The following is a 23,538-nucleotide window of genomic DNA, read 5'->3' as shown; positions in this document are numbered from 1 at the left end:
GACATCACCAATCTTTTTTTAAGAGAGCGTGCATCATAAGATCAAAGTGCTTGCCTCCTGCGTATGCATAGTCTCTAAGAACCCCCTCCTCCTGAAAACCGAGCTTCGTTACTAACTTTCGGGAGGATGTGTTATCAGGATGAACCAATGCCCCTATACGATTGAGGTGCAACTCATCAAAACCAAACGGGATAATGGCGGATAGAGCCTCTGTCATATATCCCTTTCCTTCTGCTTTTTCTACTAAATCATAGCCAATCTCGATTCTTCCAACACGCTCAGCCCAGTTATGGAAACCACATGTTCCGATTAACTCATCAGACTCTTTAAGTGTGATTCCCCATCTCCATGCTCGCTTGTTCTCGAACCCTTTTCTAAAACTCATCATGATTCCTTCAGCTTCTTCTAAGTTCTGAATCGTATCATTGCCATAATACTTCATTGTGTGTGCACTAGAAAAAATCGTAAATAACGCCGTAACATCTTCTTCTTTAATCTCTCTTAAACGCAGCCTTGTTGTAATAAGTTCAGGAAATACGTTCACGTAAACATCCTCTCCACTTCAAAAAAATTCCTGGAGAACGTCTGCTCTCCAGGCAAAATAAAAAAACATAAAATAAGGGGATCAATTATAAGACGATTGAGAAACAATTAAGTTTCAATTTTTTGAATTTATTTTTTGCTCATAAGCTAATCATGGTAAAATTTATGATGAAAAATTATTCAGAGTAGTGAAGGAGTGATCTTAGTGAAAAACCTGTACCTCATTCGTCACTGTGAAGCAGAAGGTCAAGCTCATGATGCTTCATTGACTGCGAAAGGCCGGGAGCAGGCCGTGATGTTAGCGGACCATCTACAAGGTATAAAATTCGATAAACTTTATTCTTCTCCTTTCACAAGAGCTCTTCAGTCGATTGAACCGATTGCGCTAAAACTAGACAAGCAGATCACGATCGATGAAAGGTTAGAAGAACGAAGACTCTCAGAAGTAAGTCTAGATGACTGGATGACTGAATTAGAAAAAACGTTTGATGATTTCTCTTACAAGCTAACGGGCGGGGAATCTAGTTCTGAAGCAGCAACTAGAGGAGTAGAAGCTGTGATGGATGTTGTTCAAGTAACAAATGAAAATTCACTTGTGGTAACGCATGGAAATCTCTTCACACTAATTCTCAATCACTTTGAATCCTCACACGGATTCAATACTTGGAAGTCGTTAAAGAACCCTGATTGTTTTAAGCTGGTTTTCGAAAATGATAAAATCGTTTCGATCGATCATGTGAATGTGATCCCTACATGAAGACCGGATTTTATTCAAAATACCATTGTTGTGCTACGTGCATTCATTTTGAAATCGTTAAAAACCCACGTACTTCTTACAGATGCAAACGGCTCGGTTTTGAAACCAAACCTACGTATCGATTCGACTGCTGGGAACCTAAAGACGTTGTAAAAAAGCGGATAAAAAAAGACTTACCCTAAACCTCCTAATGCTTCGGGAGGTTTTTAATATGTCGTTTCGATATCAGTTACTTCGTTCATCCATTTATCGATTGCGTGCTGTGGTACATCCCAACTGATCCAAGAAGCCATCACTTTTAGGTCCTCCGACTTTACTACCCAGTATTCGTAGCGCTTTTCATGAATATTGCGATAGACTCCAGATTTATGAATGATCATAGACAACGCCTCCTCTTGAATCTCTTATATTTTTCATACCCTTTTAAATTAAAAGTAACACGGCAGATGTATGAATTATGACTTCATTATCAAATACTAACCTAAGTATATAGTAGGGGGTGATGGTAGTGAAGTATAGTAAATTACGACAAATCCGATCCAGCTTTTGGTTCATTCCAACCTTCTATGGAGTGGGAGCTTTCATTGCAGCGATTCTTACGCTTGTTTTTGACAGGCACTTCATTCAAGGAAATGCCATTATCCTACCTTACTTCTTCTTCGCTACCTATGATACAAGTATAACAATCTTAAGCACACTCGTGTCTTCAATGTTAACGATGACCACCATTACTTTCTCTACCATCATGGTTGTACTTACTACCTATTTATCAAATTTTTCTCCAAGAACACTTCAGAACTTCATAACAGATCGCATTACGAAGCGTGTCCTTGGGATTTTTGTAGGTGGGATCATCTACTTCATCATCCTTCTCCTACTGATCGAACAAACCGCAGAGGATGGATTCGTTTACTTTGCGCCGGTTTTGGCAGTCACTTATGCTATTGTATGCGTCGCTTATTTTGTGTACTTTATCCACCACGTTGCAAACTGGATTCTAGTCGGAAACTTAATCAAACATATCTCAAAGAACACGATGGATACAATCGATCGAACATTTATGGATTTTGAAAAGGCGAACGAAGGTGGATCCGCTTCATGGGACTCTTGGGAACTCGATGAAATCAAAATGAAAGAACCTCGTACAATTTCTTCTAGAGTATCTGGTTATCTACAAAATGTAGCGATCAAAGATCTATTAAAGATCGCAATTCAACATGATCTTATTATTAAACTTGATAGAGATATTGGTGAATTCATCGACGAAGGTACAGTCGTCATCTCTTATTGGTCTGCAAAAGATTATCCCGGAGAAGAAAAAATATTAGATGCCTTATCGCTTGGAACGGAACGAACAACAGATCAAGATATTGAATATGGAATCCAAAAGCTCGTTGAAATTGCATTAAGAGCAATTTCCCCTGGAATCAACGATCCTAATACTGCGATCAATTGCATCAATCGCTTAGGAAGGGTGTTATCAAGGTTAGGGCAAAAGCATATCCCACAACCTTTATACCATGATGAAAACAAAAACCTTCGCGTCATAACGAACCCAGTAACCTATAGTACGTACCTTTATAAAAGTTTTTACCAAATCAGGCATTATGCGCGTGAGGACGTATCCGTTCTTGGCTCGATCCTTCACTCACTAGAACTTGCAGCAGACGGGAATAAGCATGACATTCATGAGACGATATGGGAGTTCGGTCAGTTTGTGATAAGAGGATTTGATCCAAATGTTCTAGATGATCTGGATTTTCGATTTATCAATGAAAAATTAAAAAAGGTGGCAAAAGCAACCGGATTTGAAGAGGCTTATACGCCTCTCAAAAAGCCAGTCTAAAACACAAAAAACGGCCGATATGGGCCGTTTTTGTTTATGATGCAGATTGCAACCACTCTTCCATTTCTTCAAGGGTTAAAGGGCCTACCCGTTTTTCAACAATAACTCCTTCACGATCGATCATGTAGGAAGTAGGCATAGAAATAACTTTGTAGAGATCTTCTCCTACCTTCCCCTCATTATCCATCAAAACAGGAAATCTCAAGTTATTTTCTTCAACAAAGATCGGAATCTCATCCTTTTTAGGTTCAAACTTCGTAAAGTTCACCGATATCACTTCGACCTCTTCCCCGTATTGATCAGCGAAGGCCTGAATATCTGGCATTTCCTCTTCACAAGGTGGACACCAGGTTGCCCAGAAATTTAAAAACACCGGTTTTCCTTCAAAATCCGACAAGCTTACTTTTTCTTCATCTTCAAGTGTCGTAAGAGTGAAGTCAGGTGCACGATCGTTTATTTCTGTACCAACACTTGGTTCTGCGATTACCGTACTATAAACTCCCCATCCAAGCGCAGCGACAAGGATGAGAAGCACGATTCGTTTAAGCATCTCGTTTCACTCCTTTATTACGTATCTAGAGAGAAATATTCATCGCGAACGAAGATTTCTTCACGATTTACTGCATCATCTTTTGATGCTAGCACTAGCCCTAAAGGAGTATCGGTCTCTTTATCATTAATGATCGTAAACGGTATTGAAGCTTTGTTTGCTTCTTTTATATATTTCGATAGCATGGAATACGGTAAATCTCCATTTAGGAGTAAAACACGCCCCCTACTCATCTCGTTCTTTACAGAAGGATACAGTTTTTGAGCTACTTGTCTTTTCGTAAGTGCAACGTAAACTCGCTCCCTGAACGTTGATAAGTAAAGTGCTTTTTCAGCAGGCTTTAACTCAGGAGTACCATGTATTCCAGCTTCTAATGCTTGTTTGATCTCTTTGTCCAATTCATCCACCTCTTCTTGATGATTAAGAATAGTGTCTCACATAGTATGATTGAAATGCTAGTAAAGAGAGATTCGAACTTAGACATTTCTCTAAATAAAAAACGCCTTTCTGAGTTATTCAGAAGGCGCATCGTTTTCGTATTGATTTAGCATGATTAAACGTTCCATCATTGTTGGATGACCGTATTTGAAAAACTTTACTAAGATCGGTGGATTCACTTCGTTTAAACTGTTTATTGTTAGCTTCTGGAAAGACCCTACTGCAGCATCCACATCGTCTGTCATCTCAATAGCATATTGATCGGCATTCATTTCAGCATGCCTCGAGATAGCAAGTTCTACCGGACTTGCAATAAATGACATGATTGAAAAGAGAAGCAGCAATGCAGGAAGTGTCGTTATATCGGAGACTGATGTTGCCCCCCATGCATCTCCCCACTTCGCAACAATTTTACCTAAAAGGCGATAAGCGATATACAAACCGAACAAGCTCATGATCAAAGCACCTGCAAGGTTCCCATACAAGTGGTTCATGACATAGTGCCCCATCTCGTGGGCCATGATGAAAAGCACTTCATCATCTTGTAACTTGTTCGTTGTCGTATCCCATAGCACAATTCGTAAATTTGAGCCTATTCCCGTAACATATGCATTCATTGCATTCGTTTTTTCAGACATGTTCACTTCAAATACTCTGTCAGCTGGTATATTGGCCTCATTCGCTAACCCGAGAATTTGCTCCTCAAGTTCTTTATCTGAAAGTGAACTGAAGTCGTTGTACAAAGGATCGATAACGACGGGTTGAATGTACATCATAAAAGCTAAGTACGGGACCATCAGCCCCCATGCAGCAAGCCACCATCTTTTCTCAAAGCGTTTGATCAAGAAATACAGCACTCCGATTATGATTGAGGTGAGACCGATCTCTATCCAGAAAGAAATCATTTCGTCCTTCATCCAATCGGAAAAAGCCTGGGTATTGATGCCATATTTTACTGAAAGGGACCTGCTCCAAAATTTAAGAGGAAATGTAACGATCCACGTAAAGGCAGAGAGAAGAACAATATAGACAGGAACGATAACGAAACCTTTCTTTGAGATTCCTTCCCCAAACGACTTGAACATTTTCGATAGACCGAATCCTAGTACAAGAAGGTAGATCCCCCATTCAAAGGGAATTGACAGGAATGATAAAAAACTTCTGTAGCGTGAATATTCTTCCGAAAGTTCAAGCTGCCGTTCAGACATGAAGGTAGCTGGATCTGCCGCTGTCCCTTGATACGCTTTCGGTACTCCAAAGTCAGCCCAATAAAACAAATAAAGCCCCATTAAGAGCGCGTATGCGGAGAAGCCAAGAATAAACCACCAGGTTACTCGTTTCCTCATAATATTTCTCCTCCCGATACTTTCTCTATATTATTTGTACGAGCAAACCTCACAAATAGAACCTGTCTGTATTGTAGGGTTATGTATTAGTACTTTACCTATATTGTTATGATTTAGATCAATATTATTACAAACGTTGAACAAAAAAATCGGCGGGATAACCGCCGATTTCATTTCAGTTTATTTACTCTCCACATAGACGTTCGTGCGATCATAGCTGTGATCAAATCGGTTCATCACTCCACAATGTGGACATTGTGCAATCACATGGAGCTCAACCACTGGAGCTTGACTGCTTTTTGTCGTAATTGCAGTCGCTTCAACCCTACCTTGTGATTGATAATTATCCTTTGCTATCGGAATGAACCAAGTATAATCATTATCGCACATTCTACAAGTTGATTTTTCCTCAATTTCAGTTGGTTTTAACATGTTTCCAGCTCCTTTAGCAGATTATTTCTCTAGACTGCGAGAAACAAGGCTCCGGAAACCCTCCTTTTTAGATGGGAATCCCTTCCTGGTAACACAATTTCCCGCTCAAAAGGAACTGAAACGTAAATACCACTAATATTTTTGACTATTTCGTTAATTTAACCATCCTGTAATGAAGTAGAAATTGTTCAATAATCCTTGAAATGTCTCTTTACAAAAAGAAATACGCATAAACACTAAGAGCTCCAACAGAAGTCATCACTACGACAATTAGGTTGGCACCAAGGTAAGCAGTGATGAAAGCGACGGCTGCTCCGATCAGACCAAATGTCATGTCTTCATGAATCGTTAAGATACCAGGAAAAATTAGTGCGCCTAAAATCGCAAACGGTACATTTTTCAGTATGTTTTGAAGAGAGGCAGGTATGTGATCAGAGTTGAAGAATACGAGTGGCACCATTCTTGGAATATACGTCACGACAGCCATACCAACGATGATCAACAGCATTGTACTAGACATTCTCTTTCCTCCCCATAACAATCTCTACTAGCACGGATGATAATAATGTAGCTAGGACAATAGACCAACCTGTCGAGATGCTAAGATAAGAAAAGAAACTATTTAAGAGTGCAGCCAAACCTGCTAGAATGATGACTTTCCGACTCTTCTTAGAGGACGGAACAAGCAGTCCAACAAACATCGCATATAGTGCAACGCTCATCCCCTGTTGGATAACACCCGGAAGTGATGCTCCCACCATATATCCTGCTCCCGTGAAAACCACCCAACTCGTGTAGGAGATCAAGCAGAGTCCAAACATATAACCTGTCGTCACGTTTCCACTCTTTGTAGCTGCTACAGTAAACGTCTCATCTGTAATACCAAATGCATATAGAGCCTTTTTCCAGACCGAATCTTCTGTTACTCTTTCGTTAATGGAGGCACTCATCAATAGATGTCGAATATTTACAATGAATATTGTAAATATAATTTCTAATGCACCTGTTCCGATTGCAAGTAGGCTTAGCGTTATGTACTGTGCTGCGCCAGCAAAAACTAGCATGCTCATTAAAATCGCTTCAAACACAGTAAGCCCTGTCGTTCTAGCTAATAAGCCAAATGTGAGCGCTACTGGCATATAGCCAATCGCTATGCTTGTTCCTGCTCTAAGACCTGTTGCAAATCCTGACTCACTTCTTGTAACACTCGTGATCGCCTGCATACCATCACTCCTATTGGCGTTAGTTGTTCAATATATTATACTGATTGTATGTTATATTAAACAAAACATCAATAGGTATTTTACCATAGAATAGGAGATAAGAATGAGTGACAACTCTTTAACAAAACAAATCGGTGAAAAGCTTAAGAAGCTACGCCAGGAGAATGGTCTGAGTCTCGATCAGCTTAGCTCTCAATGTTCAGTTAGCAAGCCGATGCTCGCTCAAATTGAAAGAGGAGCCTCAAACCCGACCGTAAATACACTTTGGAAAATTGCAAATGGCCTTGGTGTTTCCTTCACAGCCTTTATAGATGAGGAACAACCAGTGATAAAAAAGGTGAACAGAGACGAAATTGAACCGCTTTTTGAGGAAGGTGGAAAAATGAAAGTCGTTCCCCTGTTTCCAATGGAACCAGGGAAATCGTTTGAAAGTTTCGCGATAACGTTAGATGTAGGCTGCGATTATCACTCTAACCCTCATCCAGAAGGCGTGGAAGAATACCTTTTTGTCGAAGAAGGGGACATGCAGCTCGTTGTGAATGATATCTCGTATACGATTAAGAAAGGTGAGAGCTTGCGCTTTACCGCAAATTATCCACACCGTTATGTGAATCCATCAAAATCTCTTTGTAACGCGATGATGATCATTCATTACCCCACGCGTCATAGGTGAGCAAAAAAACAACGCCAATCAGCGTTGTTTTTGTTTTGATTCTGTTTTAAATGTTTGAAGTGAATTTTCAGCTGCTTCGATCCATGCTTCTCCAAATCCCGGGTGAGGCGCAAATGGGTAAATAAAGTCTTCATCTCTAGCAACCATCTCCAGGGCGAGCGTTCCTTTTTCGATGAGTTCGATCGCACCGCTTCCAATTGCATGAAAGCCTAGTAAAAGATGCGTCTCCTCATCTCTTATCACTTTTACAAGACCTTCAGGTTGCCCTTGTAACGTCGCATAGCCGTTTGCTCTCATATGAGATAGCCCTGTAGATACTTGGTACCCTGCTTCTTTCGCTTCCGCTTCGGTTAATCCGACAGATGCTACTTGAGGTAACGTGTGCATGACGACAGGTAAAAAAGTAAGATCACATACAGAAGAAACCCCACAGCAGTTGTCTGCTGCTACCTTACCTTGCTTGATCGCTTTAACCGCAAGTGACGGTCCGTTTGTAATATCACCACAAGCATAGATGCGATCATTAGATGACTGACATGAATCGTCGATCGTAATAAAGTGATCGTCATTCACCTTAACTCTCGCATTCTCTAAACCGAGGGCTTCAAGATTACGCCTTCTTCCGGCTGAATATCCTAATATATCGGCAAACATCTGTAAATCTTTCCCCTTAGAATCGTGCGCCGTAACTTTTATAGAGCTTCCTTCTTCGTTTATCGTTATATTTGTAACCCCTGTAGAAACACGGATTCCCTGTTTCTTGAACTGTCTTCTTACTTCTTTTCCAATCGTTTCATCAAGTTCAGATAGAAATGACGCCTCATCTGTCATCACATGGACATGAGAACCAAGGGCTTGAAAGCTACTTGCTGCTTCTGCAGTCACATAGTCCGATCCATATAGAACGAGGGTCTCTGGCACACGTTCCAGATTGTAAAGGTCTTCGACAGATTGTACAAAATCACTATGTTCTTCATAAAAGGAGGGGATCTTCGGACTGCTTCCTGTTGCGACGATCGCATGGTTAAAAGACCATACTTCAAATTTCTCGCCTTGCTCAACACCGATCCGCTCCTCTGATAAGAAAGAGGCGTTTCCTTGTATAAATTCGATTTTACTCGTTTTGAACAATGAGTGAAGTCCTGTTTCTAGTTTCTTTACCACTTCTTTTTTGTCACTGTTCCACTGTTTCATCGAAAAGGAAGCTGACAATGTAAGGCCAGGAGCTGCTTCGTTCATCTTACTCGCAGAAACAGCAAGCAGTTTTGAAGGGATACACCCGCTATGTAAGCACTCCCCACCAGGTTCAGTGCGATCGATCAAGGTCACATCACGTCCGTAGTTCGCTGCACGGATCGCTGCCTGATAGCCTCCTGGGCCTGCTCCAATGATTACCAGATCTTTTTCATATACCAATTCTCCTACTACCATTATTTCAACTCCGTTAAGAGCAGTGCAGGCTGCTCGATTAATTCCATCACACGATTCGTAAATCGCATCGAATGTGCACCATCAGCTATCCTATGATCGAACGTCATCGATAGATTCATGATCGAACGGATCACGATTTCATCATTTTTACCTACGACAGGCATTCTCTTTGTTTTATGAAAAGCCATCAACGCTACTTCTGGGTAATTGATAATCGGAGTTGCACCAGTACTACCTAGGGGACCAGCATTGCTGATGGTAAATGTACTACCAGACATTTCTTTCGGAAGAAGCGTATTCGTACTTGCAGCTTCATATAACCTCTTCATTTCTTTATGGATTTCCTTAACTGAAAGCTTGTCACAATCATGAATAACTGGAACGATCAATCCATCCTCCGTATCAGCCGCAAGACCAATATGAATAGAAGGCTTTAAATGGATAACCCCTTCATCTTCATCGAGCACTGCATTGAAAATAGGAAAGTCTCTAAGGGCAGTACAAACCGCTTTAATATAAAACGCAGCAACTGATATCGCCTCTCCCCTTTGTTCTAACTGTGCTTTCATTTCCAGAACATTGGAGACGTCGACTTCATCAAAGTGTGAGACGTGAGGAATCGCAAGTCGCGAATGTGACATCTTCGCTGCAATCTGTTTACGCCTCCCCTTGAATGGTATGGTCGTTGTCGAGCTTTCATGTGGAGCTTCTTTCCTGACTTCTTTTTTCTCCTTGATCGGTGCCGGCTTCTTAACACTTGTTTTCATATGGTTGATCACGTCTTCATCCATGACGCGCCCTGCAGGACCAGTTCCAACAACCTTCTCGATATCTACCCCGTTTTCCCTCGCAATCTTTCTAGTAAAAGGAGCAGCTAGTATTCTATTGTGATTGCGCCATCCCCGTTCTGTTGACTCAGCAGGAGGCCGCTCGCTTTCCTGAGCCGGATTGATCGTTAACATCACATTCCCTACCTCGATCACATCTCCAGGAGAAACAAGGATATTCTCAATCTTTCCAGCGATAGGTGCCGGAAGCTCAGCCGTCACTTTATCTGTTTGGACTTCAAGCAACGGTTGATCCACAGTTACAACATCGCCAGGATTAACGAGAAGTTGAACGACTTCTCCCTCAGACATCCCTTCACCTATATCATGAAGTTTCACTTCCATTAACGTTCACCCTCCTTAGAAACGCGTCACTTCTTCAATTGCTCGATAGATTTTCTTTTCATCAGGCGCATAGTCGTCTTCAAGTGTAAATAGAGGTACAGGCGTATCGTAGCCTGTCACTTTTTTAATTGGGGCTCTCATGAAAAGGAAGGAAGTATCGTTGATGATCTCGATCACGTCATTGCTAACGCCACCAGTTGAAGGAGCTTCATGGACGATAATGGCTCTTCCCGTTTTCTGTACAGATTCAGCGATTGCATCTTTATCTAACGGATATAACGTTCTTAGGTCGATGACATCACAGTGCATTCCATTCTTACTTGCTTCTTCAGCTGCTTTTTCTGCAACTCTCACCATAGCACCCCAGGCGAAGATCGAGACATCATCACCTGTTCGTTTGACTGAAGCTTTACCAAGTGGAACAGAATAGCTTTCAGTTGGTACATCTTCTTTCCCTGCACGATATATTTTCATAGGTTCAAGGAATAGAACTGGGTCTGGATCTTTAATAGAACTGATCAGAAGACCTTTTGCATCATAAGGGTTTGAAGGTACAACCACTTTTAAGCCCGGAATATGAGTGAAAAGAGCTTCAGTACTGTCACTATGAATTTCTGGTGCTCTTACGCCTGATCCATATGGAGCTCGTACAGTTAACGGAACGGTATAGCGGCTTTGCGTCCTAGTTCGAATGCGCGTGGCATGGGTGATCAATTGATTAAAACCAGGATAGATAAACCCAAGGAACTGTATTTCTACAACGGGTTTAAAGCCGTTCATCGCAAGACCGATCGATGACCCGATCAATCCTGATTCTGCTAGAGGCGTATCGATTACGCGATCATCACCGAACTGCTCAAAAAGACCATCTGTCGCTCTGAATACCCCTCCGTTCTTACCTACGTCTTCTCCGAGCACCAATACGGATTCATCTTCAGCTAGCATTTCTCTTAACGCATCCGTAATCGCTTGGACGATAGTCAATTTCTTTGTATTTACGGCAGTACTCATCCCTTCTCGCTCCCTTCATAAAAGAAACGATGCTTTTGCTCCTGAACTGGCCAAACATCCGTCCCAAACACATGGTCAAACATGAGTGATTCATCAGATTTAATCGTTTTTTCCATTTCGATCACCGCTTCATCAAGCTTTTGTTCTGCCTCTTCATGAACATTTTCTGCCCAATTTGAATCCCATGCCCCTTCATGTTCAAGAAACCTCTCTACTCTTGTAATTGGGTCTTCATTCTCTCTTCTTCTTTTACTTTCAGACTGGTCACGATATTTCGAAGGCTCATCCGTCGTTGTATGAGCGCCGTACCTCCAGGTGACTGCTTCGATCAACGTCGGTCCACCGCCGCTTCTTGCTCGCTCGACCGCTTTGATCGTTTCATCGTAAACAGCAAACACATCGTTTCCATCGACGCGAACGCCAGGGATATCATATGCTAAAGCCTTCTGGGCAATCGTTTTTGTTTTCATCTGACGTTCAAGAGGAACACTGATCGCATAGCCATTATTTTGGTTGAAAAATACGACAGGAATATTAAACACACTGGAAAAGTTTAGCCCCTCATGAAAATCTCCCTCAGAAGTTGCACCGTCGCCAAAATAGACGATCGACACTCTGTCGGTCCCTTTCTTTTGCTCCGCCCATGCGGTACCTGTAGCGTGAAGAATCTGAGATGCAATCGGAACGGAAGGTGGAAAGATATGCTTTCCTTTCGGAGGCACACAGCCTTCGATACACCCTTTCCAATAGAGGAATATATTTTTTAAAGAATGACCAAATGCAGCAGTAGCTGCATGATCGCGATAAGTCGGAAACATCCAGTCGCCATCTTCCATAGCAAGTGCACTTCCGATCTGAGAAGCTTCCTGCCCTTCAAAAGGAGCGTATGTCCCAATACGCCCCTGTCTTTGAAGATTTACTGCTTTTCGGTCGAACAAACGAGAAAACACCATATGCTGATAAAAACGTTTTGCTTTTTCGATCGTAATGTTTTCAGAAATAGCTCCGGTTCTCCTGCCGTCACCAGTGATTAGCTGTACGATAGGGAATTTCTCATTCATATCCATACGTATCCTCCTATTATCTGCATTTAAGAACGCACAGCCCATTTGCCAGGCTTTTTGTGAGAAAAGAAGCTATTTCTTCTTTTACGGCTTTCAATTCTTTCTTCACAAAAATAATTCGCAGCCTGGACAGTCGATATTGAATTTTCTTCTGCGTTTTTGAACACCGTATGAAGCGTATCGTAAATTGCTTTCGTCTTTTGAAGTACACGCATCGGGTGAGGAGAATATAGCTCATCAGATACTTGTATCAACCCTCCGCTGTTCACAATATAGTCCGGTGCATATAGAATCCCTCTATTATGAAGGCGGTCTCCGTGCTCAAGAGTGAGAAGTTGATTGTTAGCTGATCCGACAACAGCACTGACTTTTAACATATCGATCGTACGATCATTGATGATCCCACCTAGCGCACATGGTACGAACACATCTGCGTCAGCTTCGTAGATCTCATCACCTGAGACGACCTTGACCTCACCCTTCAGTTCGATCGCACGCTGAATGAGTCGATCGATAGCGGAGCGGTTAATATCAGTAACGATAATTTCGGCGCCCTCTTCAAGCAACATTTCAGCAACTTTATACCCTACTTTTCCAAGACCTTGAATCGCATACGTCTTACCTCCGAACTCTTCATTTCCAAATACCATTTTGTTCGTAGCTTGTATGCCGTATAAAACACCTTTTGCAGTAGGAATAGAAGAGTCTCCGCTTCCACCATATTCTTCTGGAACGCCGACGATACAGTTCGTCTCACGTAGAGAATGTACAAAGTTATCTGGTGTCGTCCCCATATCTGTTCCTGTATAAAATCGCCCGTTAAGCGATTCCACAAACTGACCGAATGCACGGAATAATTCAGGAGTGCGATCTGTAAGAGGATCTCCGATAATTACAGCTTTACCTCCTCCGAAATCCACATCTGCTGCAGCACATTTATATGTCATTCCTTTAGAGAGTCTTAGGACATCTTCTAAAGCATCGTCTACGGTTTCATACGGTCTCATCCGACAGCCACCAAGAGCAGGACCAAGCGTTGTATTATGTATCGCGATGATGGCCTTAAGTCCTGTATCTGCGTCATTACAAAAAAGTACTTGTTCATGCTCAGCTATTCGATCAAACATGATTTTCACCCCTTAATGAAATCGCTTACAATTTAGCATTTGCTAATTTCTCTTCTATTGCTTTCTTAGGTAGGATGAACTGAACGACTGATCCCGTTCCAATAATATCCAATCCTCTTCTCACTTCCACATAGCTAATAACTGATTTACTCGTCAATGAGGTGATCGTTGCGGTGATCGTGATCTCTTGACCTTCACATGCTGGCCCAAGATGCTTCATTTCGACCCCTCCGCCAATTCCCTCTTCTTCCTCTTCTAAGTATGGAAGAATGAGCTTTCTCGATGCCCATTCCATATGGTAGACCATTGAAACGGTAGAATAAGCTGGATGGACAACGTTCCCTTCAAACTGAGCGAACATTTCTGATGTCACTGTTGTTGTAACTGTTGCTTTTTGTCCGATGGCGATACCATCCTTCACTCGCTTCATCCCCTAATCATCACACTAAAATATATGACGTTTATTTAACGATATAATAACATCACGTATAATAACCGTCAATTAATTGTCAAAAAATTACGACCCTTTCGCGTTAGAAAAGCTGCCGAACCTACTTCGACAGCCGTAACGTTCACAAGGTTTATCCAAGCAGTGCCTTGTCACTATTCAACTTTGAACCTTTGATTCTTTGAAATTCATGTAGCAGGGCTTCGATCGTAAGATTCTGCTTGTCCTCACCATCGACTTCTAGAATAATCTTTCCGCTGTCCATCATGATCAAGCGATTTCCGAGATCTAGCGCTTGTTGCATATTATGCGTAACCATCACTGTGGTTAGGCCCGTCTTCTCAACGATTTCTCCTGTAAGCTTAGTTATGAGCTCTGCTCGAGCTGGGTCGAGTGCTGCCGTATGTTCATCAAGCAAGAGAATTTTCGGATCAGTAAACGTGGCCATCAGTAGAGAGAGTGCTTGTCTTTCTCCACCGGATAATAATCCTACTTTCGCGTTCAGTCGATCTTCAAGTCCAAGGTGAAGGCTTTCGAGAGCTTCCTGGAAAGTGGTTCTTAGTTTTTTCGTAACGCCTTTTACAAGGGTACGCCTACGGTTCCGACAGTAGGCCATCGCTAAGTTCTCTTGAATCGTCATCGAAGGGGCTGTCCCTGCCATCGGATCTTGAAAGACTCGCCCAATTAACCTCGACCGCTTATACTCTGGCATCGTCGTTACTTTCTTGTCATCGATAAAAACATCACCTACGTCTGGAGTTAACACGCCAGAGATCATATTCATCAACGTCGATTTTCCTGCACCGTTACTTCCGATCACAGTTACAAAATCACCAGGTTGTAATTTTAGATCGATATCTTCTAGCGCAACCTTCTCGTCTAGTGTTCCTTCGTTAAACACTTTGTGAATCTGATTTAGAAGAAGCATACTCATTTCCTCCATTCTCTTTCAGTTTCGTTTGCTGTAGACGTTTCCGTTTCTTTCGATTTCGCTCCTTTTGCCCATCGATTAACTGCGGGAAGATCAATGCTCCGATAACAATGACTGCTGTGATCAATTTCATATCACCTGTTTCAAGAAAATCAACTCGAAGTGCCAGACTTACAACCAATCGGTAAACGATGGCTCCCCCAATAACGGCAAACGTTGTGATCGCGATCGTTTTCGTTCCGAATATCGCTTCTCCAATTATGACGGAGGCAAGACCGATAATAATCATCCCGATTCCCATTCCTACATCTGCAAATGAACTATACTGCGCAATGAGCGCTCCAGACAGTGCGACAAGAGCATTTGAAATACCAAGACCTAGGATTGTCAGTTGATCAGTGTTGGCTGAAAAACTCCTAATCATTCGTTTGTTATCGCCTGTCGCACGTAATGCAAGACCGACCTGCGTCTTAAGGAAATAGTCGGTCAAGATTTTAATAACAGCTGTAAGCAACAGCATACTGATTAAAATCGACCATGTAGAGGTGATACCTCCTAGCCCAACGGCCGATGCTATGCTGTTTACTAACGACTCAATTCCTAGTGATGAGAAAATGAATTCTACTTTTGTAAAGATCGACTCTTCGTTCAACAGGGGCACATTCGAACGGCCCATGATTCTGAGATTGATCGAGTAAAGTGCGATCATCATTAAAATCCCTGAAAGCAGTGGATTTATTTTTCCTTTTGTATGTAGTAATCCTGTCACACATCCTGCTAAAAATCCTGCACCGATTGCAATCAAAGTTGCAAAGAAAGGATTTGTTCCATTAACGATCAGAATAGCGGCAATTGCAGCCCCAGTTACAAAGCTTCCGTCTACCGTTAAATCTGGAAAGTCTAATATTCGAAATGATAGATATACACCGAGCGCCATGATAGCATAAATCACACCAGATTCAACCGCACCAAATAATGCTGAGCCCATATGTAAGCCTCCCCCTTAATTTCATTCTCACGAGTAAAAAAAATGGTTCGAAAAAGAAGCTGACTTCTTTCTCGAACCTGTCCTGTTACTCGATATATTCTCCTTCTTCCTCCCATTCTTGTTTAATATCGATTCGCATTTCTTCAGCAGCACTCTTATTCATCTTAAGCTTCAGATTTTGAGGATATTGAACAGGTAATTCAGATGCAGTTGCTTCACCATTTAAGATCTTTGCTGCCATCAAACCTGCTTCGTACCCAATATCTTTATAGTCGAATCCGTAGGCAGCAAACGCGCCTCGTTCAACAGAATCGAATTCCCCTGCAAACATTGGAATGTCTTTGTCGTTCGCAACGCTGATAACAGATTCAAGGGCAGATACGACCGTATTGTCAGTAGCAATATAGATCACATCGACTTTTCCTACTAGGGCTTCAGCAGCTTGCTTTACTTCAGCTGAAGTCGAAACGCTTTTCTCAACAGGCTTCAATCCGTTACTTTCTAGCGCTTCTTTTACAACTTTGACTTGTGCAACAGAGTTTTGCTCCCCAGCGTTATAAATTAACCCAACGTTCTCAGCGTCGAATTCACTCGAGATAAATTCAATCGTCTTTGGAATCGCATCAGGATGAGTATCAGTTGTACCTGTTATATTCTCTCCTGGCTTATCAAACGATTCTACTAGCTTCGCTCCAACAGGATCTGTAACCGAAGTGAAGATGATCGGTATATCTGACGTTGCGTTCAATGCTGATTGAGCACTTGGTGTAGAGTTTGCAAAGATCAGATCGACATTATCTCCAACTAAGTTTTGAGCGATGGTATTGCTGTTGTTCATATCATTCTGCGCATTTTGCACATCGTATGTAACGTTCTCTCCTTCTTTAAAGCCGTTCTCTTCTAGCGCCATCTTAAAGCCTTCGAATGCCGCATCCAACGACGGATGTTCAACGATCTGCGTTACTCCGATCGTATACATCTTATCTTCTGACCCTTCTCCCCCGCTGTCAGAGTCTGACGATGCATTGTTGCTTCCACACCCTGCAAGCACCAAGACACTACTGACAAGAGAAATCCCAACCCATTTTTTCCATGATTTCAACATCATTTTCTCCCCCTGTTCATTTAATGAGAACCTACATGTAGCTATCTGTCATATTTTATCGTAATGGTACACTGCAATTGTGAAACTTGTCAACGAATTATCAAACAATTATTACTATTGTATATTTTTAAAATATTTGTCTTAGACAAGGGCTTCCCCCTTATCCGTTATTAGGTTGTTTAAACTTGTTGAACTGTAGGGATTGATCGTTTAGTGTTTCTGAAGCTTCTCGTATCATCGTTACAAAAAGCTCTTCCACAGTAGGTAACGAATTGATCAGTCCACTAACTTGTCCACCATTGATGAACCCTTCTTCCAGCCGTCCTTCAACCGCTCCAATAATGTGCTTATCTTCAGCCGTCATCTTGGCAAAATCGTTAGGATGTACTCCATTTCTTTCTGCTTCTTCTATCATTGATGAATAACTTGTTTTTAATATCCTTCTTACTTTGCCTACACTTCGTCCAACGATCACAGTACCAGTGTCTTTCGACTGCAAAATTTGATCTAAATAATTTGAATGATACGGAGAATCTTTCGTTGCGACGAGTCTTGTCCCCATCTGAACCCCTTCAGCTCCGAGCACAAAGGCTGCCGCTAATCCTTTGCCATCTCCTACTCCACCAGCAGCGATGACTGGAATGGATACACTAGCTTTTAACTGAGGAATCAACGTCAAGGTCGTTAGCTCTAGAGATGAGTTGATCCCTGCTGCTTCAAAACCTTCTCCAACAATGATGTCTGCTCCGGCATTTTCAGCTTTCATCGCATGCTTCACACTCGCTGTCACGCAGATCACTTTTATGCCATGCTCTTTAAAAAAAGAAATATGTGGCGAGGGATTCCCTGCTGAGAGAGACACTACTTTGACGTCATGCTTCACTACCAGCTCACACATTTCTTTAAAGTATGGAGTTACGGTGATCGGGATGTTCACAGCGAATGGTAGTGATGTAAGCATTTTAATATCTACTAATAATTTCTCGACCTCATCTGGCGACATCGTTCCAGTTCCGATCGTGCCAAGACCTCCAGCCTTCGAGACTGCAGATGCTAGTTCTGAGCTTGAGATATTTCCCATCCCCCCTTGTATGATGGGATAGTTGATCGATAGCGTTTCACAAATCCGATTCATGATGTCTTCGCCCCTTTTCCTGTAACGTATTTATTACGTTTAATAGATTACGTGTTATACTCATACTAAACATTCAAAAAACAGACACTGAATTCCTGCAAAAAAATGAGAAAGAGAGGATTTTTTCGATGCTAATTTCTTATAACGGTCATAAACCATCGGTAGGCAAAGATGTTTTCGTAGCTCCAGGAGCTAAAATTATCGGGGATGTTACGATTGGAGAAGAATCAAGCGTGTGGTTCAATACTGTATTAAGAGGAGACGAAGCACCGATTACAATCGGAAACGGATGTAACATTCAAGATAATTGTACGTGCCATTTGTTTGAAGGGTATCCTCTTGTGCTAGAAGATGAAGTTTCGGTTGGACATAACGCGATTCTTCATGGATGCAAGGTAAAGAAAGGTGCTCTCATTGGAATGGGTGCTATCGTACTTGACGGAGCTGAAATTGGTGAAGGTGCATTAATTGGAGCGAATACACTTATACCTGCAGGAAAGAAGATTCCACCAAACACGATGGTTCTCGGCTCACCAGGCAAAGTCGTTAGAGAACTTACTGACAAAGATCGAGAATTGATTAAGTTAACGATTGATACCTACAAGAAAAAAGGAAAAGAATTTCTTGAACAAATCGAAGGCGTTGAAGAAATTCGCTGATACCAAAAAAGGAACGGGAGCCCGTTCCTTTTTTTATCTATCGATCAATAGTGGATGCTGAAGCGCATCATAACGATCGTCTTTCTTCTTCAATTCATTGCCTTCTTTAAAGACCTCCTCAAAAAAGCGTGATGAAGGTTTTGCAAGCGTACGGTAGTAGTCGCTGAATAGCTTCGCCGCATGTTCTCCCGGCCACTCATCTGGCAGCAGCTGAGGAGGAAGACCCGGATCCACGAATAGAAACTTACGATATTCATGAACAAGTTTTGCCCTTTCAACAAAACATTCTCCGTCTGTCATGTTCCCTTTTTCGATCTTATTACGATCGATGACGAACTTCTCACTGTAACGTTTGATAAAGGAGCGATATTTATCGCTGATGTCCTTCAAATCCCAGCATTCATTCACAAGAGCAGTATTTTCGTGTGGACCTTTGTAATCAGCTACAAAGAAATGAATATGTTCTTTAATATCGTATTTCTCGATCAATACATCCACTTGCTCTTCCAGATGATTAGGAGACATCCACAAACTCGCAGAAGAACTTCCAAAGCCGCTCCAGACAAGTTCTTTTCGTAGCTCGTCACGAATGTGTCTTTTTTCTTCTGGAATCGTGTAAAGAAGCATGCGCCATCTTCCATCCCAACTGAACGGCTGAAGCTTAAAGATACGCCTTGCCGCTTCATCGATCCGTTTTACCCCACGCTCTGTTAAGAAGTAATAGCTTTTGTTACCTTCTTTTCTTGATTGTACCCATCCTTGTTTGTTCATTCTTGAGATTGCAGCTCGAACTGACTGATCATTGTGTCCAAACTCCTTCAACAGCCTGATCAAACTTCCGATCCAAATCTCATTACCGTAGTGGCGGATATAATCCCCATACAGCGTAAAGATCATCGACCTTGTATTTAAACCTTCATTCATAACATTTTCCTCCGCTCAAGGTATACCGTTAATAAAACGCACCCTAAATATGATGTTATACTACCAAAGAGCGAAGGACATCGCAACTACTCTCCTTTAAACTCAGGCTTTCGCTTCTCAGCAAAAGCTTCAAGAGCTTCTAAACGATCCTTCGTGGGAATTGTCACTTCATACGCTTTCGATTCGATAGCCATGCCCGTATGTCGATCGACATTCATGCCTTCTCGGACTGCAAACTTCGCTTGTTGAACAGCCACCGGCGCATTCTTACAAATTTCAGAAGCAAGGTCCTCACACTGAGATACCAAGGCTTCAACTTTTACGACACCATTCAGGATGCCATAATCAAACGCTTCTTCTGAAGTTAGTTTTCTTGCGGTCAATACCAGTTCGAGTGCTTTAGCAGAACCGATAAGGCGTGGAAGCCTCTGTGTTCCACCGGCACCAGGTATAATACCTAGACTCGTTTCAGTAAGCCCCATCTTAGTTCCTTCTACTGCATAACGAAAGTCACATGCTAGTGCGAGTTCAAATCCGCCTCCGAATGCATAGCCGTTGAGCGCTGCGATCGTCGGTTGAGGAAGAGCTTCAACGGATGAAAATACCTCGCGAATCTTTTTGACGTTCCGCTTCACTTCACTTTCAGAGAGTGATCGTCTTTCTTTTAAGTCCGCTCCTGCACTGAAAGCCTTTTCACCAGCCCCCATAAAAATAACAACACGTACATTCTTATCGGTATAAATATCATCGATGATTCCTTGAAGTACAGAAAGCGTTTCATAGTTAAAGCAGTTTAGAACATCCGGACGATTCAATGTAACGTATCCTACGTGATTCTTTACTTCATATGTAACGACAGCCAATTTGCATCCTCCTCTAGTTAAGAACATAGGAAAGAGCCTGGTAGGATAATTAACCTCCAGGACCCCTTCCCCCTAACATCTATTATTCTCGATATTTCCCCCAGTTTCCTTCTTTAAAGCATTATGAACCTTGAAACACCGGGCGTCTCTTCTCAATAAAAGCTTTTACACCTTCATGATGATCGTTGGTTCGACCTGCTTTACGCTGCGCTTCTGCTTCAAATTCTAGCACTTCCTCAAGACTGCTGTCCCAACTTTTTGCCATCCCTTCTTTGATGAGTGAGACCGCTTTAGGTGGTAGATTCGATAGACGCGCAGCAAACTTACTGACTTTTTCTTCCCAAGCATCATGCTCATACACATCGTTGACCATACCAAGTTCCTTCGCATTCGATGCACTCACTTTATCACCAAGCATCGCAAGCTCTAACGCTTTTGCATGACCGATCAATCGAGGTAAAAAATACATGCTGCCAGAATCAGGAACAAGCCCGACGTGTACGAATGCCTCAATAAAACTAGCGTTCTCATGTGCAAGACGGAAATCACATGCGAGAGCAAGGCTCATCCCTGCACCAGCAGCTACACCATTAACAGCTGCAACGACTGGTTTCTCACAGTTCACGACTTGCTTGACCATAGGATTATATGCTGATCGAAGTACGTCACCATGATCGAGTCCTTCGTCAACTCCATTCAAATCCTGTCCTGCACAAAATGCTCTTCCATTTCCGGTAATCACGATACAGCGTACGTCTTCATTGGCCTCGCCACGCTCAACCGCTTCTTGAACTTCTTTATTCATCACCATTGTAAACGCATTCATTTTATCTGGTCGATTTAGGCGGATCCATGCAATCCGATCCCTTGTTTCGTATTCAATCGTTTCGTACATTCTCGTGCCCCTTTTCTATTGCTTAGTATCAGCTGTTTCGTGTACTTCTTCTCCGATCATCAGCGTAACAAGATCTCCAGCAAAGCTCATCAAGTCTTTTCCTGACGCTTTTCCTTCTTGTGATTTCATACCTGCCTTCATAGATTCATGATCTTCATAGTACATCTCGCAAAGTAGATAAAATTCACTTTCTCCCATAGGAGAACCAACGATTCTCGTTACTTCCATCTTCTTTAACCCTGGGATCTTTGACGTGATCGGCGCGTGCGTGTTGAAATAATGCTCATCAAATTTCTGCTTGTTCTCCGGCTGCTTATACAATGCGATAACTTTAACCATCTTTCATCAACCTTTCTATTTTAAAATTAAATTGCTACAGGCTTCATGGCTTCAAACGGATTTTTACAGCTTTTACAATAAAGAATACTTCGACATGCTGCTGGACCAAAAATGTTGTCCATCGTAGTGTATACAGAGTCACAGTAAGGACAAGGAACACGCCATTCGTCCCCGCTTCTCTCTTCTGGAGGAGCGATTCCGTAATCTTTCAGTTGTACCTTCCCTCTTTCCGTAACACGATCGGTGGTCCATATCGGTTCACGTATATACTTCACTTCTACGGATGTAATTCCTTCTATTGCTTCAATTGCTTCTTTAATATCTCGTTTGATGATATCAAGAGCAGGACACCCGGAGAATGTAGGCATCGCCTCTACTTCAACGTTTCCTTCATCCACCTTCACATCGTAAATGATACCGAGGTCGACAACACTAACCGAAGGAATTTCAGGGTCTTTTACAGAATCAAGCTTCTGTAGAACTTTCATTCTCGTTGTCATAACAAAGCTCCTCTCAAACTACCATTCTGCTGATGGTACCGATTGATAAACTTCTGACAGTGTTGATAACGCGCCCTCAAGGTGGTCAGTATGCTTGCCGTTTCTTCCATCTAAGCTCATTTCAATATCTAGGCTAAAGTCCACCTTCTCGTTAAGAATGTCCTTCCACCTCTGAATCAGTACCTCTTCACGTTCTATCAAGGAAAGACGTACGATCTTTTCTCCATTTTCTCCATATGAGAAAACGCCCCTCATTTCTTTGAGTACGATATTGATCGCGTCTGTCATTCTTCTTTTAGCTTCTGGCGTACTGTTCATTAGTTGATCGAACCACGTTTCCCAGTGCATGAGGTGGTACGACATCTCGACAGAAATCTTTTTCACGATTTGTTGAAGGGATTCATAAGAGTTTTCCTTGATGGATTGCAAGCGTACTTTTTTCGCTAACGTGTAGAAATAGTTTCTTACTACAGTAAAAGCCCAATCGTAGTTAGGTTCTTCGAGATATGTTCCTTGCCCGTTCGGAAGTTCTAATAAAACTGCATTATGGAAGTCATGAGGTGACCTCGCATGTGTGAGTTTGTCAGCGTCCCCTTCACCAAGCTCTTCGAGTAACGAATAGTAGAGGGTTGCATGCCCCATTAAATCCTGACTGATCGAAGAAAAGGCGACATCCTCTTCAATATGGGGAGCGAGTCCTAACCACTCTGATCCTCTATAGGCAAGGATAAAATCATCATCTGCAAGCTGGTAAATGAGCTCGATTAGACTATTGCGGTATTCGGCGGACTCCATCAATGATTGCCTCCTCCCATAATATCTTTTTCAGTAAGCTGTTCCTGTTCGTATTTGCGCCACTTTTTCTTCAAGTAACCATATCCTTTTGTTTCTCTATAAGATTTATCGAGATTCTTCATTCCCTCTCGTTCTTCTTGTGTCATCGTTCGGATATCGTCTCGTTTTACGACCCAGATATCTGCAGGCTGTTCTCGTCGGAAGAAGTTTTCCTTTGCCATGATAAAAGCAAGCTCACGATTTGGAGCAAGCAGGCTGAATTGGTACTGTAGCGGCGCTTTGTCATTCTTCTTACTAAACACTTCATAAACTTGGTAGAAATCCTTTTCACCTTCACTCACTT

General features: G+C 42.1%; 29 protein-coding genes. 4 read left to right on the top strand and 25 right to left on the bottom strand.

Annotated features, from left to right (window positions below):
* Positions 1-4: 4 nt before the first annotated feature.
* The gene (locus PFZ69_RS18080; protein ID WP_270182502.1) at positions 5-544 is read right to left on the bottom strand and encodes a GNAT family N-acetyltransferase; all 540 of its coding nucleotides are present in this window, start codon (positions 542-544) and stop codon (positions 5-7) included.
* Positions 545-748: 204 nt separating this feature from the next.
* Between PFZ69_RS18080 and PFZ69_RS18075 the strand changes: the two genes are divergently transcribed.
* On the top strand, positions 749-1,300 hold the full coding sequence (locus tag PFZ69_RS18075; protein ID WP_270182501.1) for a histidine phosphatase family protein: 552 nt from the start codon (positions 749-751) through the stop codon (positions 1,298-1,300).
* Positions 1,301-1,506: 206 nt separating this feature from the next.
* On the opposite strand, the gene PFZ69_RS18065 is transcribed toward PFZ69_RS18075, so the two are convergent.
* The gene (locus PFZ69_RS18065; RefSeq protein ID WP_270182499.1) at positions 1,507-1,680 is read right to left on the bottom strand and encodes a hypothetical protein; all 174 of its coding nucleotides are present in this window, start codon (positions 1,678-1,680) and stop codon (positions 1,507-1,509) included.
* 128 nt (positions 1,681-1,808) lie between these two features.
* On the opposite strand from PFZ69_RS18065, the gene PFZ69_RS18060 reads away from it, so the two are divergent.
* Positions 1,809-3,146, top strand: a complete 1,338-nt coding sequence (locus PFZ69_RS18060; protein WP_270182498.1) for a DUF2254 domain-containing protein — start codon at positions 1,809-1,811, stop codon at positions 3,144-3,146.
* 34 nt (positions 3,147-3,180) lie between these two features.
* On the opposite strand, the gene PFZ69_RS18055 is transcribed toward PFZ69_RS18060, so the two are convergent.
* The 6 genes from PFZ69_RS18055 to PFZ69_RS18030 all read right to left on the bottom strand — a co-directional run bounded on the left by PFZ69_RS18055 (position 3,181) and on the right by PFZ69_RS18030 (position 7,135).
* Positions 3,181-3,696, bottom strand: a complete 516-nt coding sequence (locus tag PFZ69_RS18055; RefSeq protein WP_270182497.1) for a redoxin domain-containing protein — start codon at positions 3,694-3,696, stop codon at positions 3,181-3,183.
* Positions 3,697-3,713: 17 nt separating this feature from the next.
* The gene (locus PFZ69_RS18050; protein ID WP_270182496.1) at positions 3,714-4,094 is read right to left on the bottom strand and encodes a YueI family protein; all 381 of its coding nucleotides are present in this window, start codon (positions 4,092-4,094) and stop codon (positions 3,714-3,716) included.
* 114 nt (positions 4,095-4,208) lie between these two features.
* Positions 4,209-5,480, bottom strand: coding sequence for a M48 family metallopeptidase (locus PFZ69_RS18045; RefSeq protein WP_270182495.1), 1,272 nt, complete (start codon positions 5,478-5,480; stop codon positions 4,209-4,211).
* A gap of 180 nt (positions 5,481-5,660) precedes the next feature.
* Positions 5,661-5,912, bottom strand: a complete 252-nt coding sequence (locus PFZ69_RS18040; protein WP_270182494.1) for a hypothetical protein — start codon at positions 5,910-5,912, stop codon at positions 5,661-5,663.
* 211 nt (positions 5,913-6,123) lie between these two features.
* Positions 6,124-6,432 (bottom strand): AzlD domain-containing protein, encoded by a 309-nt coding sequence (locus tag PFZ69_RS18035; protein WP_270182493.1) that lies wholly within the window; start codon positions 6,430-6,432, stop codon positions 6,124-6,126.
* The gene (locus PFZ69_RS18030) at positions 6,425-7,135 is read right to left on the bottom strand and encodes an AzlC family ABC transporter permease (RefSeq protein ID WP_270182492.1); all 711 of its coding nucleotides are present in this window, start codon (positions 7,133-7,135) and stop codon (positions 6,425-6,427) included. Before PFZ69_RS18030 ends, PFZ69_RS18035 begins: the two co-directional genes overlap by 8 nt.
* A 103-nt stretch (positions 7,136-7,238) precedes the next feature.
* Between PFZ69_RS18030 and PFZ69_RS18025 the strand changes: the two genes are divergently transcribed.
* On the top strand, positions 7,239-7,808 hold the full coding sequence (locus PFZ69_RS18025) for a helix-turn-helix domain-containing protein (RefSeq protein ID WP_270182491.1): 570 nt from the start codon (positions 7,239-7,241) through the stop codon (positions 7,806-7,808).
* Positions 7,809-7,826: 18 nt separating this feature from the next.
* Here PFZ69_RS18025 and PFZ69_RS18020 read toward each other — a convergent pair whose 3' ends face one another.
* The 10 genes from PFZ69_RS18020 to PFZ69_RS17975 form a co-directional block, all read right to left on the bottom strand.
* Entirely contained in the window at positions 7,827-9,239 is a 1,413-nt protein-coding gene (locus PFZ69_RS18020) for a dihydrolipoyl dehydrogenase family protein (RefSeq protein ID WP_270182490.1), read from the bottom strand.
* Positions 9,239-10,411 carry a dihydrolipoamide acetyltransferase family protein gene (locus PFZ69_RS18015; protein ID WP_270182489.1) on the bottom strand — a complete coding sequence of 391 codons (1,173 nt, stop codon included), beginning with the start codon at positions 10,409-10,411 and terminating at the stop codon, positions 9,239-9,241. The genes PFZ69_RS18020 and PFZ69_RS18015 overlap by 1 nt, the downstream gene beginning before the upstream one ends.
* A gap of 15 nt (positions 10,412-10,426) precedes the next feature.
* Entirely contained in the window at positions 10,427-11,422 is a 996-nt protein-coding gene (locus PFZ69_RS18010; protein WP_270182488.1) for an alpha-ketoacid dehydrogenase subunit beta, read from the bottom strand.
* On the bottom strand, positions 11,419-12,483 hold the full coding sequence (gene pdhA, locus PFZ69_RS18005; RefSeq protein ID WP_270182605.1) for a pyruvate dehydrogenase (acetyl-transferring) E1 component subunit alpha: 1,065 nt from the start codon (positions 12,481-12,483) through the stop codon (positions 11,419-11,421). Before pdhA ends, PFZ69_RS18010 begins: the two co-directional genes overlap by 4 nt.
* Before the next feature lie 29 nt (positions 12,484-12,512).
* Positions 12,513-13,613 (bottom strand): Glu/Leu/Phe/Val dehydrogenase dimerization domain-containing protein, encoded by a 1,101-nt coding sequence (locus tag PFZ69_RS18000; protein WP_270182487.1) that lies wholly within the window; start codon positions 13,611-13,613, stop codon positions 12,513-12,515.
* Positions 13,614-13,638: 25 nt separating this feature from the next.
* A complete protein-coding gene (locus PFZ69_RS17995; RefSeq protein ID WP_270182486.1) occupies positions 13,639-14,034 on the bottom strand; it encodes a thioesterase family protein in 396 nt (131 codons plus the stop codon).
* A 160-nt stretch (positions 14,035-14,194) separates the two neighbouring features.
* Positions 14,195-14,989, bottom strand: coding sequence for an ABC transporter ATP-binding protein (locus PFZ69_RS17990; RefSeq protein ID WP_270182485.1), 795 nt, complete (start codon positions 14,987-14,989; stop codon positions 14,195-14,197).
* Entirely contained in the window at positions 14,955-15,980 is a 1,026-nt protein-coding gene (locus PFZ69_RS17985; RefSeq protein ID WP_270182484.1) for an ABC transporter permease, read from the bottom strand. The genes PFZ69_RS17990 and PFZ69_RS17985 overlap by 35 nt, the downstream gene beginning before the upstream one ends.
* Positions 15,981-16,065: 85 nt before the next feature.
* Positions 16,066-17,082 (bottom strand): ABC transporter substrate-binding protein, encoded by a 1,017-nt coding sequence (locus PFZ69_RS17980; RefSeq protein ID WP_442865219.1) that lies wholly within the window; start codon positions 17,080-17,082, stop codon positions 16,066-16,068.
* A 163-nt stretch (positions 17,083-17,245) separates the two neighbouring features.
* Positions 17,246-18,220 (bottom strand): NAD(P)H-dependent flavin oxidoreductase, encoded by a 975-nt coding sequence (locus PFZ69_RS17975; protein WP_270182483.1) that lies wholly within the window; start codon positions 18,218-18,220, stop codon positions 17,246-17,248.
* A 128-nt stretch (positions 18,221-18,348) separates the two neighbouring features.
* Here PFZ69_RS17975 and PFZ69_RS17970 point away from each other — a divergent pair, with 128 nt between their 5' ends.
* A complete protein-coding gene (locus PFZ69_RS17970) occupies positions 18,349-18,879 on the top strand; it encodes a gamma carbonic anhydrase family protein (RefSeq protein WP_270182482.1) in 531 nt (176 codons plus the stop codon).
* A 33-nt stretch (positions 18,880-18,912) separates the two neighbouring features.
* Here the strand turns inward: PFZ69_RS17970 and paaX are convergent, their stop codons facing one another.
* The 7 genes from paaX to paaB all read right to left on the bottom strand — a co-directional run bounded on the left by paaX (position 18,913) and on the right by paaB (position 23,536).
* Positions 18,913-19,803 carry a phenylacetic acid degradation operon negative regulatory protein PaaX gene (gene paaX, locus PFZ69_RS17965; protein ID WP_270182481.1) on the bottom strand — a complete coding sequence of 297 codons (891 nt, stop codon included), beginning with the start codon at positions 19,801-19,803 and terminating at the stop codon, positions 18,913-18,915.
* An 86-nt stretch (positions 19,804-19,889) separates the two neighbouring features.
* Positions 19,890-20,666, bottom strand: a complete 777-nt coding sequence (locus PFZ69_RS17960; protein ID WP_270182480.1) for an enoyl-CoA hydratase-related protein — start codon at positions 20,664-20,666, stop codon at positions 19,890-19,892.
* Positions 20,667-20,787: 121 nt separating this feature from the next.
* On the bottom strand, positions 20,788-21,561 hold the full coding sequence (locus PFZ69_RS17955) for an enoyl-CoA hydratase-related protein (RefSeq protein ID WP_270182479.1): 774 nt from the start codon (positions 21,559-21,561) through the stop codon (positions 20,788-20,790).
* A 15-nt stretch (positions 21,562-21,576) separates the two neighbouring features.
* On the bottom strand, positions 21,577-21,900 hold the full coding sequence (locus PFZ69_RS17950) for an EthD family reductase (RefSeq protein ID WP_270182478.1): 324 nt from the start codon (positions 21,898-21,900) through the stop codon (positions 21,577-21,579).
* Positions 21,901-21,926: 26 nt separating this feature from the next.
* On the bottom strand, positions 21,927-22,400 hold the full coding sequence (paaD, locus tag PFZ69_RS17945) for a 1,2-phenylacetyl-CoA epoxidase subunit PaaD (protein ID WP_270182477.1): 474 nt from the start codon (positions 22,398-22,400) through the stop codon (positions 21,927-21,929).
* Positions 22,401-22,418: 18 nt separating this feature from the next.
* Positions 22,419-23,195 (bottom strand): 1,2-phenylacetyl-CoA epoxidase subunit PaaC, encoded by a 777-nt coding sequence (gene paaC, locus PFZ69_RS17940; RefSeq protein ID WP_270182476.1) that lies wholly within the window; start codon positions 23,193-23,195, stop codon positions 22,419-22,421.
* Positions 23,195-23,536 carry a 1,2-phenylacetyl-CoA epoxidase subunit PaaB gene (gene paaB, locus PFZ69_RS17935; RefSeq protein WP_270182475.1) on the bottom strand — a complete coding sequence of 114 codons (342 nt, stop codon included), beginning with the start codon at positions 23,534-23,536 and terminating at the stop codon, positions 23,195-23,197. The genes paaC and paaB overlap by 1 nt, the downstream gene beginning before the upstream one ends.
* Between the last annotated feature and the right edge of the window lie 2 nt (positions 23,537-23,538).

Source organism: Alkalihalobacillus sp. CinArs1 (assembly GCF_947387515.1).
Lineage (GTDB): Bacteria > Bacillota > Bacilli > Bacillales > Guptibacillaceae > Guptibacillus.
Note: the sequence above shows the minus strand (reverse complement) of the source record. Positions and strands in the feature narration are given on the sequence as shown.

What these genes read in the sequence shown, in the direction of transcription:
- PFZ69_RS18065 (WP_270182499.1), bottom strand. Translation starts at nt 1,680, where the DNA reads ATGATCATTCATAAATCTGGAGTCTATCGCAATATTCATGAAAAGCGC.
- PFZ69_RS18055 (WP_270182497.1), bottom strand. Translation starts at nt 3,696, where the DNA reads ATGCTTAAACGAATCGTGCTTCTCATCCTTGTCGCTGCGCTTGGATGG.
- PFZ69_RS18045 (WP_270182495.1), bottom strand. Translation starts at nt 5,480, where the DNA reads ATGAGGAAACGAGTAACCTGGTGGTTTATTCTTGGCTTCTCCGCATAC.
- PFZ69_RS18040 (WP_270182494.1), bottom strand. Translation starts at nt 5,912, where the DNA reads ATGTTAAAACCAACTGAAATTGAGGAAAAATCAACTTGTAGAATGTGC.
- PFZ69_RS18035 (WP_270182493.1), bottom strand. Translation starts at nt 6,432, where the DNA reads ATGTCTAGTACAATGCTGTTGATCATCGTTGGTATGGCTGTCGTGACG.
- PFZ69_RS18030 (WP_270182492.1), bottom strand. Translation starts at nt 7,135, where the DNA reads ATGCAGGCGATCACGAGTGTTACAAGAAGTGAGTCAGGATTTGCAACA.
- PFZ69_RS18025 (WP_270182491.1), top strand. Translation starts at nt 7,239, where the DNA reads ATGAGTGACAACTCTTTAACAAAACAAATCGGTGAAAAGCTTAAGAAG.
- PFZ69_RS18020 (WP_270182490.1), bottom strand. Translation starts at nt 9,239, where the DNA reads ATGGTAGTAGGAGAATTGGTATATGAAAAAGATCTGGTAATCATTGGA.
- PFZ69_RS18015 (WP_270182489.1), bottom strand. Translation starts at nt 10,411, where the DNA reads ATGGAAGTGAAACTTCATGATATAGGTGAAGGGATGTCTGAGGGAGAA.
- PFZ69_RS18010 (WP_270182488.1), bottom strand. Translation starts at nt 11,422, where the DNA reads ATGAGTACTGCCGTAAATACAAAGAAATTGACTATCGTCCAAGCGATT.
- pdhA (WP_270182605.1), bottom strand. Translation starts at nt 12,483, where the DNA reads ATGAATGAGAAATTCCCTATCGTACAGCTAATCACTGGTGACGGCAGG.
- PFZ69_RS18000 (WP_270182487.1), bottom strand. Translation starts at nt 13,613, where the DNA reads ATGTTTGATCGAATAGCTGAGCATGAACAAGTACTTTTTTGTAATGAC.
- PFZ69_RS17990 (WP_270182485.1), bottom strand. Translation starts at nt 14,989, where the DNA reads ATGCTTCTTCTAAATCAGATTCACAAAGTGTTTAACGAAGGAACACTA.
- PFZ69_RS17985 (WP_270182484.1), bottom strand. Translation starts at nt 15,980, where the DNA reads ATGGGCTCAGCATTATTTGGTGCGGTTGAATCTGGTGTGATTTATGCT.
- PFZ69_RS17975 (WP_270182483.1), bottom strand. Translation starts at nt 18,220, where the DNA reads ATGAATCGGATTTGTGAAACGCTATCGATCAACTATCCCATCATACAA.
- PFZ69_RS17970 (WP_270182482.1), top strand. Translation starts at nt 18,349, where the DNA reads ATGCTAATTTCTTATAACGGTCATAAACCATCGGTAGGCAAAGATGTT.
- paaX (WP_270182481.1), bottom strand. Translation starts at nt 19,803, where the DNA reads ATGAATGAAGGTTTAAATACAAGGTCGATGATCTTTACGCTGTATGGG.
- PFZ69_RS17955 (WP_270182479.1), bottom strand. Translation starts at nt 21,561, where the DNA reads ATGTACGAAACGATTGAATACGAAACAAGGGATCGGATTGCATGGATC.
- PFZ69_RS17950 (WP_270182478.1), bottom strand. Translation starts at nt 21,900, where the DNA reads ATGGTTAAAGTTATCGCATTGTATAAGCAGCCGGAGAACAAGCAGAAA.
- paaD (WP_270182477.1), bottom strand. Translation starts at nt 22,400, where the DNA reads ATGACAACGAGAATGAAAGTTCTACAGAAGCTTGATTCTGTAAAAGAC.
- paaC (WP_270182476.1), bottom strand. Translation starts at nt 23,195, where the DNA reads ATGGAGTCCGCCGAATACCGCAATAGTCTAATCGAGCTCATTTACCAG.